14 protein-coding genes and 2 tRNA genes are annotated in these 16,621 nt (G+C 54.5%); 15 read left to right on the forward strand and 1 reads right to left on the reverse strand.

Features of this window, described 5'->3' with window-relative positions; genetic code table 11:
- Window positions 1–71 precede the first annotated feature (71 nt).
- Entirely contained in the window at window positions 72–398 is a 327-nt protein-coding gene (gene yhbY, locus RZA33_RS16380; RefSeq protein WP_317508775.1) for a ribosome assembly RNA-binding protein YhbY, read from the reverse strand.
- 114 nt (window positions 399–512) lie between these two features.
- On the opposite strand from yhbY, the gene rlmE reads away from it, so the two are divergent.
- The 15 genes from rlmE to pnp all read left to right on the forward strand — a co-directional run bounded on the left by rlmE (window position 513) and on the right by pnp (window position 16,563).
- Window positions 513–1,160, forward strand: a complete 648-nt coding sequence (gene rlmE / locus RZA33_RS16385; RefSeq protein WP_317508776.1) for a 23S rRNA (uridine(2552)-2'-O)-methyltransferase RlmE — start codon at window positions 513–515, stop codon at window positions 1,158–1,160.
- A gap of 334 nt (window positions 1,161–1,494) precedes the next feature.
- Window positions 1,495–3,459, forward strand: a complete 1,965-nt coding sequence (ftsH, locus tag RZA33_RS16390) for an ATP-dependent zinc metalloprotease FtsH (protein WP_317508777.1) — start codon at window positions 1,495–1,497, stop codon at window positions 3,457–3,459.
- A gap of 117 nt (window positions 3,460–3,576) precedes the next feature.
- Window positions 3,577–4,476 (forward strand): dihydropteroate synthase, encoded by a 900-nt coding sequence (folP, locus tag RZA33_RS16395; RefSeq protein ID WP_317508778.1) that lies wholly within the window; start codon window positions 3,577–3,579, stop codon window positions 4,474–4,476.
- A 12-nt stretch (window positions 4,477–4,488) separates the two neighbouring features.
- A complete protein-coding gene (gene glmM, locus RZA33_RS16400; protein ID WP_317508779.1) occupies window positions 4,489–5,838 on the forward strand; it encodes a phosphoglucosamine mutase in 1,350 nt (449 codons plus the stop codon).
- Between the two features lie 95 nt (window positions 5,839–5,933).
- Window positions 5,934–6,683 (forward strand): triose-phosphate isomerase, encoded by a 750-nt coding sequence (tpiA, locus tag RZA33_RS16405; RefSeq protein WP_317508780.1) that lies wholly within the window; start codon window positions 5,934–5,936, stop codon window positions 6,681–6,683.
- 4 nt (window positions 6,684–6,687) lie between these two features.
- Complete coding sequence (gene secG, locus RZA33_RS16410; protein ID WP_317508781.1) at window positions 6,688–7,047, forward strand: preprotein translocase subunit SecG; 360 nt, start codon at window positions 6,688–6,690, stop codon at window positions 7,045–7,047.
- Between the two features lie 61 nt (window positions 7,048–7,108).
- Window positions 7,109–7,195 (forward strand) — tRNA-Leu (locus tag RZA33_RS16415).
- A 178-nt stretch (window positions 7,196–7,373) separates the two neighbouring features.
- A tRNA-Met gene (locus tag RZA33_RS16420) sits at window positions 7,374–7,450 on the forward strand.
- A gap of 328 nt (window positions 7,451–7,778) precedes the next feature.
- Window positions 7,779–8,240, forward strand: a complete 462-nt coding sequence (gene rimP / locus RZA33_RS16425) for a ribosome maturation factor RimP (RefSeq protein WP_317508782.1) — start codon at window positions 7,779–7,781, stop codon at window positions 8,238–8,240.
- Window positions 8,241–8,312: 72 nt separating this feature from the next.
- Window positions 8,313–9,827 (forward strand): transcription termination factor NusA, encoded by a 1,515-nt coding sequence (gene nusA / locus RZA33_RS16430; protein WP_317508783.1) that lies wholly within the window; start codon window positions 8,313–8,315, stop codon window positions 9,825–9,827.
- A 27-nt stretch (window positions 9,828–9,854) separates the two neighbouring features.
- A complete protein-coding gene (gene infB, locus RZA33_RS16435) occupies window positions 9,855–12,455 on the forward strand; it encodes a translation initiation factor IF-2 (protein WP_317508784.1) in 2,601 nt (866 codons plus the stop codon).
- An 18-nt stretch (window positions 12,456–12,473) separates the two neighbouring features.
- Complete coding sequence (rbfA, locus tag RZA33_RS16440; protein ID WP_317508785.1) at window positions 12,474–12,890, forward strand: 30S ribosome-binding factor RbfA; 417 nt, start codon at window positions 12,474–12,476, stop codon at window positions 12,888–12,890.
- A complete protein-coding gene (gene truB / locus RZA33_RS16445; protein ID WP_317508786.1) occupies window positions 12,890–13,810 on the forward strand; it encodes a tRNA pseudouridine(55) synthase TruB in 921 nt (306 codons plus the stop codon). The genes rbfA and truB overlap by 1 nt, the downstream gene beginning before the upstream one ends.
- Before the next feature lie 151 nt (window positions 13,811–13,961).
- Window positions 13,962–14,231 carry a 30S ribosomal protein S15 gene (rpsO, locus tag RZA33_RS16450; protein ID WP_101145692.1) on the forward strand — a complete coding sequence of 90 codons (270 nt, stop codon included), beginning with the start codon at window positions 13,962–13,964 and terminating at the stop codon, window positions 14,229–14,231.
- Window positions 14,232–14,394: 163 nt separating this feature from the next.
- Window positions 14,395–16,563, forward strand: coding sequence for a polyribonucleotide nucleotidyltransferase (gene pnp / locus RZA33_RS16455; protein ID WP_317508787.1), 2,169 nt, complete (start codon window positions 14,395–14,397; stop codon window positions 16,561–16,563).
- Window positions 16,564–16,621 lie beyond the last annotated feature (58 nt).

Raw genomic sequence — 16,621 nt, forward strand, 5'->3', positions numbered from 1 at the left:
TGTCTTAAGCGGTGCTCTGTCTTAAGTGAGACTGTATAAAACAAGTGCTTAGAATGCTTTCAAGCTAGCGGTTAATGCCGGCCATGGTGGTTCTCAAAGCGGGTGACATTAGACAGTTTTGGGTTCACCTTTGGGTTTCTGCGGTACAACAACGCCATTTTGCCAATGGCTTGCACAAGGTCGGCACGGCTGTTGGCAGTTAGTTCGGCGATTATGGCAGCGCGGTCATCTCGCTCAGGAAGAGCGAGCTTCACTTTGATCAGTTCGTGATCGGTGAGCGCGCGGTTAAGTTCTGCGAGCAGATTTTCGGAGACGCCGTTCTCAGAAACGGTGACCACTGGGTTAAGATGGTGGCCAATGCTACGAAATGCTTTCTTTTGTGCCTGTGACAAGCTCATGGTATCTTGCGGTATCCCGGTTAGCGCTTAACGCTCCATCTTACGGTGAAACGTCATCGAGTGAAAGCACTCGCGTGAAAGCGCCCATCTCTTATTCCAGCGTTAGATTCCCACATGCAGCAAAAGCCTCCAAACCGTAAACATTCAGTCAGTAAAACCAGTAGTAATTGGAAGAAGGAGCATTTTGACGACCAATACGTGAAGCAGAGCTGGCAAGATGGCTATCGCTCCCGCGCCAGCTACAAGCTGATCGAGTTGGATGAAAAGGATAAGCTGCTACGCCCTGGTATGACGGTGATCGACCTAGGCGCCGCGCCCGGTGGCTGGAGTCAAATTGCCGCCGAGAAAGTGGGGCCTGAAGGGGTGGTCATTGCCTCCGATATTCTGGAGATGGATGCGCTAGCTGGCGTCGATTTTATACAGGGGGATTTTACTGAAGAGGCTGTGCTTGAGGCGATACTGAAACGCCTAGATAATCGGCGCGTAGACCTTGTGATGTCGGACATGGCCCCCAATATGAGTGGTATGGCGGCGATTGATCAGCCTCAGGCGATGTACTTAGTAGAGTTAGCGTTAGAATTAGCTCGCGATACATTGTCGCCTGGTGGTCGATTTTTAGCTAAGGTATTCCAAGGTGAGGGGTTTGACGCCTACTTGAAAGAGCTGCGTAGCAACTTTAGTAAAGTCGTCACTCGGAAGCCGGATGCATCGCGAGCTCGCTCGCGTGAAGTCTACTTCCTCGCCGAAGGATTTCGCGGGTAGTTATTAGCCATTAGTTATTAGCAAGTAGCTGTTATTCCCAGGCAGTTGTTACTTGCGAGTAACGAACGGTGAGCCTTGATGACTATCCGTATGGTTGGGCATTTGAACCTATGGTTCATAGCCAAGATTTATCAGCGCGATTGCCAGACAGGTAAGCGCACGTGTGTCACATTACGCGATGAACGCGCGTGACACAGATGGCCCGAGGCATAAGACGCTTTGGCAATGGTTGAACGCTTGATGCTGGTGTAATGTCCAAAACTAGATGTATTAGTAGCAGGCTTTATTAAGCATCAGGATTTAACTGACGGATTCTTGTAATGAGGGTAGCCCCTTGAACGATATGGCGAAGAACCTGATTCTGTGGTTGGTCATCGCGGCCGTCCTACTGACAGTGTTCAACAACTTCAGTACCGAAAGCGCACCGCAAACCATGAACTATTCCCAGTTTGTGGAGCAGGTGCAAAATCAGCAGGTACGTAGCGTGACCATTGATGGTTACACCATCAGTGGTGAGCGTTCGGACGGCTCTCAGTTTCAGACAATCCGCCCCTCGGCGGAAGATCCGAAGCTGATGGACGACCTGTTGAGCAATGATGTGACCGTGGTGGGTAAAGAGCCGGAGCAGCAAAGTATCTGGACGCGACTGCTTATTGCCAGCTTCCCGATCCTGCTGATTCTGGGCATCTTTATGTTCTTTATGCGTCAGATGCAGGGCGGTTCCGGTGGCGGTAAAGGCGGTCCGATGAGCTTTGGCAAGTCGAAAGCCAAGCTGCTCTCTCAAGATCAAATCAAAACCACTTTTGCCGACGTGGCTGGGTGTGATGAAGCCAAGGAAGAAGTGGAGGAGTTGGTCGACTTCCTGCGTGAACCGACTAAATTCCAGCGCTTAGGTGGCGCCATCCCTCGTGGCGTATTAATGGTGGGTCCGCCAGGTACGGGTAAAACGCTGTTGGCCAAGTCGATTGCAGGCGAAGCTAAGGTGCCGTTCTTCTCGATCTCTGGCTCTGACTTTGTTGAGATGTTCGTTGGTGTCGGTGCCTCTCGTGTACGCGACATGTTTGAACAGGCCAAGAAGCAGGCTCCCTGCATTATCTTCATTGACGAGATTGACGCGGTCGGTCGCTCGCGTGGTGCTGGCATGGGCGGCGGCAACGATGAACGCGAGCAGACACTGAACCAGCTGCTGGTTGAGATGGACGGTTTTGAAGAAAACGAAGGCGTTATCGTGATTGCTGCGACTAACCGTCCTGACGTTCTTGACCCTGCGCTAATGCGCCCTGGCCGTTTTGACCGCCAAGTGACGGTTGGTCTGCCGGATATCCGTGGTCGTGAGCATATTATGGGTGTTCACCTGCGCAAGGTGCCGCTGGCGGATGACGTAAAGCCTCAATTGATTGCTCGTGGTACACCGGGTTTCTCCGGCGCAGATTTGGCTAACTTGGTCAATGAAGCCGCTTTGTTTGCTGCGCGCCGTAACAAGCGCTTGGTAAGCATGGAAGAGCTTGAGCTTGCCAAGGACAAGATCATGATGGGCGCTGAGCGCAAATCGATGGTCATGACCGACAAAGAGAAGCTCAATACCGCTTACCATGAGTCGGGTCACGCCATCATTGGTCTGGTCGTGCCTTCCCATGATCCTGTCTATAAGGTAACGATTATTCCTCGTGGCCGTGCGCTGGGTGTCACCATGTTCCTGCCGGAAGAGGATCGTTACAGCCTCTCGCGTCAGCAAATTATCGGCCAAATCTGTTCGCTGTTTGGTGGCCGTATTGCCGAAGAAATGACGCTAGGCCCTAACGGCGTAACCACCGGGGCTTCAAACGACATTAAGCGCGCCACTGAGCTTGCTCATAACATGGTCGCTAAATGGGGCTTGTCAGACGAAATGGGCCCCATCATGTACGACGAAGACGAGTCGCATCAGTTCCTGGGCGGCCCGGGTCAAGGTGGCAACAAGATGAAGTCGGGCGAAACGACCACGCGTCTGGATAAGGAAGTGCGCAAGATTATCGACGGTTGTTACGAGCAAGCGCGTCAGATTTTGACCGACAATCGCGATAAGCTCGATGCGATGGCCGAAGCCTTGATGAAGTACGAAACTATTGATGCCAGCCAGTTGAAGGACATCATGGACGGACGTGATCCGCGCCCGCCTGAAGGTTGGAATGATGGTGACTCACCCGGCGGCGGTACGCCCGTTGGCGACGACACGCCACAGGCTAAAGCCGATGAAGAAGAGGATGATGAGCCGCGTCGGCGTCCTTCTGACCCATTAGGTGGCCCGGCTGGCCCCTAAGCGCTAAGCCCCGTATGAGCCAAAGGCGTCCCATGATGGGGCGCCTTATTTATTATGCTGTGTACCTACTTCTGTGTACTTACCACGGCGATGTTTCTTTTTTGACCAGGCAGCAGCATGAGATCACTTCTGGACATTTCTTCTACGCAGGCCGCTGAGAACGCTTTCCAGCTGCGTTGTGGGCGACACCTGCTAGACTTATCCTTCCCTCGCGTTATGGGAGTCTTAAACGTTACCCCCGACTCTTTTTCTGATGGTGGTCAGCACGTGGCGTTAGATGACGCCTTGCGTCATGCCGAGCGAATGCTGGCCGAGGGTGCCGCAATCATTGATGTGGGCGGCGAGTCGACACGCCCGGGCGCGACCCCTGTCAGCTCTCAGCAGGAGCTGGATCGCGTGGCGCCGGTGGTGGAAGCCTTGGTGCGCGAGTTGGATGCGCTGGTCTCGGTGGATACCAGCTGCCCGGCGGTGATGCGCGAGGCGGGTGGGTTAGGGGCCGGGATGATTAACGATGTGCGCGCTTTAGAGCGCGAAGGGGCATTGTTGGCAGCGGCCGGTAGCGGCCTACCCGTCTGCTTGATGCATCGCCAGGGTGAGCCGCAAAATATGCAGCAGGCGCCTAGCTATCAGCAGCCGGTTGAAGAGGTGGTCGCTGACTATTTAGCGCGTCGGATCGCCGCGTGTGAAGCGGCGGGGCTACGCCGAAACCGTTTGTTAATTGACCCTGGCTTTGGTTTCGGCAAAAGCGTCGAACACAATCTACGCTTACTGAAGTACATGCAGTCGCTACAAACGCTGTCGCTGCCGCTGCTGGTCGGTATGTCACGCAAAAGTATGATTGGTAAAGTATTGGGTCGCCCGGTGGAGGAGCGCCTCTCGGGGGGGTTAGCGCTCACCGCGATGGCGGTGGAGCGGGGGGCGAATATTTTGCGCGTTCACGATGTCGCTGCAACGATCGATGCCGTCAATATGACCTGGGCAGTACTACAAGAAGGTGGCGAGCCGCCGCTACATTGAGGAGTGAGGTGCATGACAAGGCGCTATTTTGGGACGGATGGTATTCGTGGAACGGTCGGCCAGTCACCGATTACCGCCGATTTTATGCTCAAATTGGGCTGGGCGACTGGACAAGTGCTGCGCCGCGACCGTGGTCGAACGCGGGTGCTGATTGGCAAAGACACACGCATTTCAGGCTATATGTTTGAGTCCGCTTTAGAGGCAGGGTTGTCGGCCGCGGGCGTTGATGTGTCGCTGCTCGGGCCCATGCCGACCCCAGGTATTGCTTACCTAACGCGAACGTTTCGTGCTGATGCGGGGATTGTTATTTCGGCGTCACACAATCCTTATGACGATAATGGCATCAAATTCTTTTCCGCCGAAGGCAAAAAGCTGCCCGACGATATCGAAGGCCGGATTGAGGCGATGCTAGATGAACCGCTCACCACGGCTGAAGCTGCGCAGTTGGGCAAGGCGACCCGCATCGACGACGCTGCCGGCCGTTACATTGAGTTTTGTAAATCGACCCTGCCTGATCGGCTTAGCCTGCATGGCCTCAACATCGTATTGGATTGTGCTCACGGCGCCACCTACCACATTGCACCTAACGTATTTCGCGAACTGGGGGCTTATGTCACTACGCTTGGCGCTTCTCCCGATGGGTTAAACATTAACCAGGAGGTAGGTTCAACGCATCCCGCCGCGCTGCGTGCTGCCGTGATTCAGCAAAAAGCCGATTTAGGCATTGCCTTCGACGGCGATGGCGATCGTGTGCTAATGGTAGATGGCGATGGCCGTGAGGTGGATGGCGATGACATCCTCTATTTGATTGCCCGCGACCGCCTTGAGCGCGGTTTGCTTGAAGGCGGCGTAGTAGGCACGGTGATGTCTAATTTGGGTCTCGCCATGGCACTTGATAAGCTGGGCATTCCCTTTGAGCGAGCCAAAGTGGGCGACCGCTTTGTGATTGAACGTATGGCCGCCAATGGTTGGGAACTGGGGGGCGAGTCGTCTGGGCACATTGTGTGCGGCCATGTTCAGAGTACCGGCGACGGAATCGTTTCGGCATTGCAGGTATTGGCCTTGATGATGCGCGAGCAAAAAAGCCTACCGACTCTGCTTAAAGAGCTGGAAAAAGTGCCGCAGGTGCTCATCAATGTGCGATTGCCCGCAGGCGCCAATGCCAAAGAGTTGATGGAATCCGCGCCTCTCAAAAAAGCCGTGGCTGCTTTGGAGCATGAGCTAGGCGATAATGGTCGAGTACTGCTAAGGCCGTCAGGCACCGAGCCGTTAATTCGAGTAATGGTGGAAGGGCGCGCCCATTTGGACGTGGATCAATTGGCGCGTACCTTGGCGGGGCAAGTGACTACCCTGCTCAGCTAGGCTTGCTCAACAAACCAGACAGTGTTTACAACAGCGGTTGTCTTGACAAGGCCGCTCCTATACCATTTCGCTCCACCTTAGAGTGAGGACAGTCGATGCGCACGCCTTTAATTGCCGGCAACTGGAAAATGAACGGTTCCGTAGCGTTGATTAATGATTTCGGTCAGGCATTCGCAGCTGACGTATCGCCAACCAGTGTGGAAGTGGTTATTATTCCACCATTTCCCTATCTGGATGCGGCGCGCCAGGCGTTTGAAGGAACCGTGCTGTCAATTGGCGCGCAAACGCTGAACCCCATTCACTCAGGCGCGCATACCGGTGAAGTCAGTGGCCGCATGCTTAAGGAGTTTGCGGTTTCCCACGTATTGGTGGGGCACTCGGAGCGGCGTCAGCTGTATAACGAGAGCGACGAACAGATATTTGCGCGTCTTTTGGCAGCCCTGAGTGTCGAGATCAAACCGATTCTGTGTGTGGGCGAGTCTTTAGAGGAGCGTGATGCAGGCCGTACCATGGAAGTGGTGCTTCGCCAAGTGGGCTATGTGATGTCACGTTTAGACCCAGACCAGCGCCAGCAGGTGGTTATTGCCTACGAGCCCGTATGGGCGATTGGCACAGGACGCACGGCTAGCCCTGAGCAGGCTCAAGAGGTGATGGCTGGTATTCGTGCCTATCAGGCGGGCTTTGATAAACAGCTCGCCGAAAAGCTGCGTCTGCTTTATGGCGGCAGCATGAATGCAAGCAATGCGGCTGAGCTGCTCGCTCAGCCGGATATCGACGGCGGTCTAGTGGGCGGAGCCTCACTCAAGATCGATGATTTTTATACCATTTGTCAGTCAGCAGGATAACGCCATGCAAGTTGCAATTCTTATGATTCACGTGGTGATTGCGATCGCCCTGGTGGTACTCATTCTGCTTCAGCAGGGTAAAGGTGCCGAAGCCGGTGCGGCTTTCGGTGGCGGCGCCTCGCAAACGGTGTTTGGGTCGCGAGGCAGCGGTAATTTTCTGTCGCGTACTACGGCTATTTTGGCGGCGGGCTTTTTCGCCACTTCTATGGCATTGGCTTATTTTGCCACTCAGGCTGGCCAAGCCCCCGAAGCCGGTATTCCGGATTCACGCCTGATCGAGCAGCAGCAAAGCGTTCCAACGCTTGACGACGGCCCAGCAGACGTGGATAATGCCGCGCCAGTGCTAGAGGAAAGCAGCGACTAAGTGGTTAGCGACTAAGTAGTTAATGATTTAGATGCTGTGATGTTCTTTAGTCTCCCCTGTTGCCGAAGTGGTGGAATTGGTAGACACGCTATCTTGAGGGGGTAGTGACCGTATGGTCGTGCGGGTTCAAGTCCCGCCTTCGGCACCATCTGTTTGGCTGGCTCGCCAGCTTGTCAGAATGTCTTTTTTGTTACCAGAAAGCTAGGTTTGGTGACTAACGTTAAAAAGACAGCTTTAAGTAGAGGGCAATCGAAAAAAGCCGTTCTTGAAGCAAGAAGTACTTGACGTTAATAGCATAAGTGTCTATTATCGTCGACCTAGATTGATGCGGGGTGGAGCAGTCTGGTAGCTCGTCGGGCTCATAACCCGAAGGTCATCGGTTCAAATCCGGTCCCCGCTACCATTTTTTGTAAGCATGTAACTAAGTTGTTTTTCAGGTAATGAGTTCGGAAAACAATGGCTTATTAAAGTAAAGCCTGTTACGTGTTGCTAGGATAGATGGTACTTAAGGTTTATTTCAAAAAGCCCCTTCCAGTGAAGGGGCTTTTTGTTAGCAGCTTTTGGTTAGCAAGAGCATGTGTCATGCCTGCTTTTGGCTAATGCAAATATCTAAATAGCGGATGCCGACCGGAAAGCCGGAGGCACATTTCCGAGTAACGCCAATCAGCCACCTAGCTTTACTAATGACTCCTGGCCAGGTGCCTGATGCAACGGCTATAGGAGCTTTGTCTGTGGCCACTAAACACGCTGCGCTTCACGCGCTGATAGAACCTATCGTTGCCTCCATGGGTTTTGAGCTATGGGGTATCGATCATCTTTCCCAGGGCAAAAATTCGCGGCTGGTGATCTATATTGAGCGCGAAAGTGGTGTCAGCGTGGAAGACTGCGCAGATATTAGCCGCCAAGTTAGTGCTGTTATGGATGTAGAAGACCCCATTGCCGGTGAATATCGCTTGGAAGTCTCTTCACCTGGCATGGCGCGCCCTTTGTATTCCCTGGATCAGTTTACCCGCTTTCAAGGTCATCACGTCGCGCTCAAGCTGCGCACTGCCTTTGACGGGCGGCGCAAGTATCAAGGGCTCTTGGTCGGTGTTGAGGGGGATGAGGTGCTGCTACAAATGGATGGCGAAGAGTACTGCTTTCCCATTGAGAGCATCGATTCTGCCCATATCGTACCGCAGTTCGACGATTAACCGGGTAGCGGCGCTGCCGGCAGGCTGCCGGGGTGATGCACATAAGGATAGGTTTTCTGGCGAGGCATACGCATGAGTAAAGAGATTTTAATGGTCGTTGACGCGATCTCCAATGAGAAGGGCGTCCCCCGGGATGTCATCTTCGAGGCGGTTGAAGCCGCTCTCGCGAGCGCGTCACGCAAGCGTTTTGAACAAGAAGAAGCCAATGTGCGCGTGCATATTGACCGCCGCACTGGTGAATACGAAACCTTCCGCTTCTGGACAGTCGTAGAAGATGATGAATTCGAAACGCCAGATTATGAAATTAAACAGAGCATCGCCGAGCAGCGCGACCCGCCATTAAAGCTGGGTGATGTGGTTGAAACACGCATTGAAAATGCGTCGTTTGGCCGTATTGCCGCGCAAACTGCTAAGCAAGTTATCGTGCAAAAAGTGCGCGAGGCTGAGCGTGCTGAAGTCGTGCGCCAATACGCTGATCGCGAAGGCGAATTAGTAGCGGGTATCGTTAAAAAAACCACTCGTGATGGCCTGATCATCGACCTGGGCGATAACGCGGAAGCGTTTTTGCCGCGCAATGAAATGATTCACGGTGAGCGTTACCGCATGAACGAGCGGGTGCGCGCTCTGTTGGTCAAAGTGGATCCCGAGGCTCGCGGTGCCCAGCTTCAGCTATCGCGGACGTGCCCCGAGCTGATCATCGAGCTGTTTAAAATTGAAGTGCCTGAAATCGCTGAGCAGTTGATTGAGATTAAAGGTGCCGCCCGGGACCCCGGTTCGCGGGCTAAAATTGCGGTAAAAACGAACGATCGACGCATTGATCCAGTGGGCGCCTGTGTGGGGATGCGCGGTTCGCGCGTTCAAGCAGTTTCTTCGGAACTGCAAAACGAACGCGTTGATATCGTGCTGTGGGACGACAATCCTGCCCAGCTGGTGATCAACGCCATGGCGCCTGCCGATGTGGGGTCTATTCTAGTGGACGAAGACGCCCATGCGATGGATGTCGCGGTGGCGCAAGATAACTTGGCGCAAGCCATTGGTCGCAGCGGTCAGAACGTGCGTTTGGCCTCGGAGCTCACCGGCTGGCGGATTAACGTCATGACCGAAGAGGAAGCCGAGTCTAAGCGCGATCAAGAAATTGATAGCCTGGTGGACTCTTTCATCCAGCACCTTGAAGTGGATGAAGACGTTGCCCGCCTGTTGGTGGAAGAGGGGTTCACAACGCTGGAAGAAGTCGCCTACGTGCCGATGGAAGAAATGCTCGAAATCGAAGAGTTTGATGAAGATTTGGTAGAGCAGCTACGCGCACGTGCGAAAGACGAGCTGCTGACGATGGCCATTGCCTCGGAAGAAGCGCTAGACGGTGCCCAACCAGCCGCTGATCTGCTGGAAATGGATGGCATGGAGCGCCATCTGGCCTTCATTCTGGCCAGTCGCGGCATTGTCACCATGGAAGATCTCGCCGAGCAGTCTGTCGACGATCTGGTCGATATCGAGGAGTTGGACGAAGCGCGCGCAGCGGCACTGATCATGACTGCCCGTGCGCCCTGGTTTGAAGACGAAGACATACCGGATTCAAACACACAGTAAACAGGTCACGGGCTGAGGAGGGTCAATATGTCAGATATGACAGTTAAAGATTTCGCAGTAAAGGTGGGCCGAGATGTGCCCCGCCTACTAGAGCAAATGAAAGAAGCGGGCTTAAAGCACGCGTCTGAAAAAGATGCAGTGTCTGAAGAAGACAAGCAAACGCTGTTGAGTTTTCTTAAGAAGAGTCATGGCGGTAGCGAAGCAGCTGAGGCAGGCAAGAACCGCATCACGCTGACGCGCAAAACCCGCAGCCGTATCAACACCGGCGAGCGCGGCAAAACCATTGAAGTGCAGGTACGTAAGAAAAAAACCTACGTCAAAAGCGCTGAAGATGAGAAGCCGAAAGCGCCGGAGCCTAGCTATACCGGCCCGCGCCAGCTAGTCGGCGACATGGCGGAAGCCGAAGCTGAGCGCAAAGTGTCTGATGCGCGTGAAGCCGAAGAGAAAGCCGCGGCGCAGAAAGCTAGAGCGGCTGAAAAGGCGGCTAAAGCGGCTGAAGAAGCAGCTAGCCAGAAAGAGGCTGCTAACAAGCAAGAAACTGAAGCCAAGCCGCACGCCCCTTCAACCCCGAAAGCGCCGGCTAAGCCGAGCCTTGAAGTGCCTAATCTTGAAGTTGAAGAAGCGCCTTCAGGTGATGATATGCCGCCAGCGCCGCCGAAAGAAGGCCGCACTGACCGTCGTACCGCACCCCCTAAAAAGGTGGCGGCGAAGGCCAAAGGGCGGCGTGACGATGAAGATCGTGGTGATCGCGAAGAGCGTAAGCGTGGCAATGGCGGTAAGAAGGTCAAACGTGCCGAGCAGCGTCGCGGTGGTCGTCGCGGTGGCAGCCAGGCCGGCAACGGCAAGCACGCCTTCCAGAAGCCGACCCAGCCGATCGTGCGTGAAGTAGCGATCCCAGAGTCGATTAGCGTGGCGGAATTGGCCGACAAAATGTCGATCAAAGCCAACGAAGTGATCAAGGCCATGTTTAACATGGGCGCAGCGGTCACCATCAACCAAACCATCGATCAGGATACGGCTGCGATCGTGGTGGAAGAGATGGGCCATACAGTCAAGCTGGTCAAAGATGACGCGCTGGAAACAGAAATGCTCGAAGGCATTTCCTACGAAGGTGACGAAATCACTCGTTCGCCCGTCGTCACCGTTATGGGTCACGTTGACCACGGTAAAACCTCGCTGCTGGATTACATCCGTAAAGCCAAAGTAGCGACCGGTGAAGCCGGCGGTATCACTCAACATATTGGTGCTTACCACGTGGAAGATAACCACGGCGGTGTCACCTTCCTGGATACCCCAGGCCACGCGGCGTTTACTGCCATGCGTGCCCGCGGTGCCAAGGCGACCGACGTGGTCATTCTGGTTGTTGCAGCGGACGACGGCGTGATGCCGCAGACTGTTGAAGCGATCGAACACTCCAAGGCCGCCGAAGTGCCGATGGTCGTGGCGGTCAACAAGATCGATAAAGATGGTATCGATCTTGACCGCCTCAAAAATGAGCTTTCGCAGCATGGCGTGATCTCCGAAGAGTGGGGCGGTGATACTCAGTTTGTTCACGTGTCTGCCAAGACCGGTGAAGGTATGGAAGATCTGCTGGAAGCGATCCAGCTGGCCTCTGAAGTACTCGAACTTAAAGCGGTTCCTTCTGCGCCAGGTAAAGGCGTGGTGGTTGAATCTCGTCTTGATAAGGGTCGTGGTCCTGTGGCTACCGTGCTGGTTCAGAACGGTACGCTGAAAAAGGGCGATATCGTCCTGGCAGGCTTGCACTACGGTCGTGTGCGTGCGCTGACCAACGAACTTGCCCAGCAAGTCGACGAGGCTGGCCCGGCCATGCCGGTCGAGATTCAAGGCTTGGGCGGCACACCGGATGCCGGTGATGACTTCATGGTCGTCGCCGACGAGAAGAAAGCCCGCGAAGTGGCTAACTTCCGTCAGGGCAAATACCGTGAAGTGCGCTTGGCGCGTCAGCAGAAGGCCAAACTGGAGAACATGTTCAGCCAGATGGGCCAAGACGAAGTGGCTAAGGTCAATATCGTCCTCAAAGTTGACGTTCAAGGCTCACTGGAAGCGATTAAAGGCGCCCTGGAAGAGCTTTCCACCGATGAAGTGGAAGTGGCCGTGGTGTCTTCGGGTGTCGGTGGTATCACCGGTACCGATGCCAACTTGGCACTGGCTTCTGAAGCCATCGTGGTCGGCTTTAACGTCCGCGCTGATGCCGCCGCCCGTGAGATTATCGAACGTGAAGGCTTGGATCTGCGCTACTACAGCGTTATCTACCAGCTGATCGACGAGGTCAAGCAGGCGATGAGCGGTAGGCTCGCCCCGGAGTGGAAAGAAGAGATCGTTGGGATTGCCGAAGTACGCGACGTCTTCCGAGCGCCGAAGATTGGTGCGATTGCCGGCTGTATGGTGGTTGAAGGCAGCGTGCATCGTAACAAGAAGATCCGCGTGTTGCGTGATGACGTTGTGATCTACGAAGGCGAGCTCGAATCGCTACGCCGCTTCAAAGACGATGTGCAGGAAGTGCGCAACGGCATGGAGTGTGGCATCGGCGTGAAGAACTATAACGATGTCCAAGTCGGCGACAAGATTGAAGTCTTCGACCAAGTGAAGGTCGAGCGCAGCCTTTAAGGCCGCGAGGAGACAAACATGCGCGAATTTAAGCGTACCGACCGGGTAGCCGACCAGCTCCAAAAGGAGCTGGCGGTGTTGATCCAACGAGAAGTGAAAGACCCCCGGCTGGGCATGGTCACGGTTAGTGGTGTCACCGTTAGCCGTGATTTGGGCTACGCCGACGTGTACGTCACCTTGTTGGGTGAGCAAGAGCCCGAGCGTATTAAAGAGAATCTGCAAGTACTTAAGCGTGCGGCCGGTTTTCTACGCAGTCAGATTGCTAAGCGTATCAAGCTGCGTCACGTGCCGGAACTACGCTTTCATTTCGATGAAAGTGTAGTACGCGGTCAGCAGCTCTCATCGTTAATCGAAGAAGCCGTGACGACTGATCGGGCACGTAATCAAGACCATGAGGATGACACCGACGCCGAGCAAAGTGAGGAAACTCGCTAGTGGCGCGTCAACGTCGTGGTTTGCCGGTCGATGGTGTATTGCTACTGGATAAGCCCAAGGGCGTTTCCAGCAACCATGCGCTGCAGCGAGTCCGCCGCTTGTTTCAAGCTCAAAAAGCCGGGCACACCGGCACGCTAGACCCGATGGCCACCGGCTTATTGCCGATTTGCTTAGGCGAAGCGACCAAGTTCTCGTCGCACTTGCTGGAAGCCGACAAGGTGTATCGTACCCGCGTAGAATTGGGTGTGATTACCGATACCGGCGATGCGGAAGGCTCGGTGATGGAGCAGTACGAGGTTCCTAGTTTAAGCGTCGATGATGTGGAAGCTGTGCTCACTCGCTTTCGCGGTGAGATTGACCAAGTGCCGCCCATGTATTCGGCCTTAAAGCACCAAGGCAAAAAACTTTACGAGCTGGCCCGCGAAGGCAAGCACGTAGAGCGTGCAGCAAGGCGCGTAAGCGTGTATGATGCGCGCCTGCTGTCGTTTGAAGGCACGGCTTTTGAGCTGGAAGTAAGCTGCAGTAAAGGCACTTACATCCGCACGTTAGCCGAAGATATTGGCAAGGCGCTTGGCTGCGGTGCACACATCAGTCAACTAAGAAGGCTCAAAACCGGGCCCTTTTTAGCCGATGCGATGTGGACGCTAGAGGCCTTGGAAGCACTGGCTGACCAAGCGGCACTGGAGGCTGAGCTAATGCCTGTGGATGTGCTGGTGGATCATTTGCCGTTATTGACGGTCGACGACACCGCCCACGCCCGTTTGGCCCATGGTCAGCCTGCCCATCTAGCCACTGGCACGTTAGCGCCGGATGAGCTGGCCAGACTTTACTACGCCGAGACGTTTATTGGCCTTGGCGTAGTGAAAGGCGCCCAGGAAGTAGCGCCTAAGCGGCTGTTAAGCACCGTCGCTATCTCGTAAAACAGCGTTGCAAGGATGCAGCCGTCTGCGAGAAAATAGTCAGTAGAAGATGGCTATCGGAAACTAGCTAGTCGAACATAGCAGCTTGAGACTGCAAATATGCGTGGTCTCACCCATTCATTTTTAGGCATATTGCTTACTGGAGAGACAGATGGCTTTAACCGCTGAGAAGAAGGCCGAGATCGTCACTGAATACGGCCGCGGCGATAACGATACCGGTTCCCCTGAAGTGCAGGTTGCTCTGCTGAGCGCCAACATCAATGGCCTGCAGGACCACTTCAAGACCAACAAACAGGATCACCACTCGCGTCGTGGTCTGATCCGCATGGTTAACCAGCGTCGTAAACTGCTGGACTACCTAAAGCGTAAAGATTTCGAACGCTATCAGTCTTTGATTCAGCGTTTAAGTCTGCGTCGCTAAGCGTTAGCAGTAACGATGTAAAACGGGCAGCCCCAAAGGCTGCCCGTTTTTTTTATGGTACATGTCCGCGGCGAGAGGGAACTGGTAGCCCTATCGCGCTCCAGCGCCTAGAATAGTAACGAGTCAAAAACGACCTAAACGAATAGACAAGTAGATATTGAAAATGCTGAAGGAAGTCGCTGTGAATCCGGTAAAGAAAACATTCCAGTACGGTCGTAGCACCGTCACGCTCGAAACCGGGCGTATTGCTCGTCAGGCCACCGGCGCTGTCATGGTCACAATGGATGACACCGTTGTGCTGTGCACCGTGGTGGCTCGTAAAGAGGCGAACCCGAGCCAACCCTTTTTCCCACTCTCGGTACACTACCAAGAGAAAACCTACGCAGTCGGCAAGATTCCCGGTGGCTTCTTCAAGCGCGAAGGGCGCCCCACTGAGAAAGAAACGCTGACCTCGCGGTTGATTGATCGCCCGATTCGTCCGCTCTTTCCCAAGGGCTTTATGAACGAAGTACAGGTCGTGTGTACCGTTCTTTCGACTGATCGTAACCACGATCCGGATATCGCCGCACTGCTCGGCACCTCCGCGGCGTTAAGCATTTCCGGCGTGCCGTTCAGTGGCCCGATTGGCGCTGCCCGCGTTGGTTTTAACGAAGAGAAGGGTTACTTCCTCAACCCCACCGTGGAAGAGCTCGCCAGCTCTGAGCTGGATATGGTTGTCGCCGGCACCGAAAAAGCCGTGCTGATGGTTGAATCCGAAGCCAAAGAACTGCTCGAAGACGAAATGCTCGGCGCCGTGCTCTTTGCGCACGAAGAGATGCAGGTCGCGATCAGCGCGATTAATGAGCTGGTCGCTGAAGCAGGCAAGCCGCGCTGGGAATGGCAGGCAGCCGAAGAAAACGCCATACTTAAAGCCGCCATGGCCGATGCCTTTGAAGCTAAAGTGGGCGACGCTTACCGTATCACCGATAAGATGCAGCGCCAGGATGCACTGGCCGAGCTGAAAGGCCAGGCGATTGAGCAACTGGCCGCCGCTGAAGGCGAAGAAACCGACGGTAAATTTAGCCGTGACGAAGTGAAAGGTGCCTTTGCCGGTTTGGAAAAGCGCGTTGTGCGTTCGCGGGTGGTAAAAGGCGAGCCGCGCATCGACGGTCGTGATAATCAGACCGTTCGTCCGCTGGACATCGAAGTCGGTGTGCTGCCGAAAGCTCACGGTTCTGCGATCTTTACACGTGGTGAAACCCAAGCGATTGCAATAGCAACGCTGGGCACGCTGCGTGATTCACAGCTCATCGAATCACTGGAAGGTGAGCGTAAAGATCGCTTTATGCTGCACTACAACTTCCCTCCCTATTCAGTCGGTGAAGCCGGCTTTATGGGCGGTCCGAAGCGGCGTGAAATCGGTCATGGTCGCTTGGCACGTCGTGGCGTACAGGCCATGTTGCCAGCTGAAGACGCTTTCCCGTATACCATTCGTGTAGTGTCTGAGATTACCGAATCCAACGGTTCCAGCTCAATGGCTTCTGTATGTGGCTCTTCGTTGGCCTTGATGGATGCGGGTGTGCCACTGAAGGCTCCGGTCGCTGGTATTGCCATGGGTCTAGTGAAAGATGCTGATGGCTTCGCGGTATTGACCGATATCCTGGGTGATGAAGATCACCTCGGCGATATGGACTTTAAAGTCGCCGGTTCTGAAGAGGGCATCACCGCTCTGCAGATGGACATCAAGATCGAAGGCATCAATGAAGAGATTATGGAGCTCGCGCTTCAGCAAGCACTAACGGCGCGGCTGAGTATTCTTGAGCAAATGAATACCGTGATCAGCCAGAGCCGTAGCGATGTCTCCGACAACGCGCCGTCGATGGCGACGATCAAAATCGATTCCGATAAGATCCGTGACGTGATTGGTAAAGGCGGCGCGACAATTCGTAAAATTTGCGAAGATACCGGTGCCTCTATCGATCTTGATGACGACGGCACCGTGCGCATCTACGCGGAAGATAAAGCCGCTGCCAAGCGCGCGATTGATACCGTGTTGGCGATTACTGCTGAAGCGGAAATTGGCAAACTTTACAAAGGCAAGGTCGTGCGGATTGCCGACTTCGGCGCGTTCGTTAACATCATGCCGGGTACCGATGGCCTGGTTCACATCTCGCAGATCGTTGCCGAGCGCGTCAACAACGTGCGCGACTTCTTGAACGAAGGCGATGACGTGATTGTGAAGGTGCTGGATATCGATAACCGCAACCGCGTGAAGCTGTCGATGAAAGAGATTACCGAAGAAGAGAAAGCTGCTTTCGCCGCAGAAGAAGCTGAAACCGAAACAACGATTTAAAGCGTGTGATTTAAGTCGCTCGTTAAGGTTTCTGCCACCGCCCTCGTAGCCCTCGGCT

It is taken from the genome of Halovibrio sp. HP20-59 (genome assembly GCF_033052795.2).
In the GTDB taxonomy this organism is placed as follows: domain Bacteria; phylum Pseudomonadota; class Gammaproteobacteria; order Pseudomonadales; family Halomonadaceae; genus Vreelandella.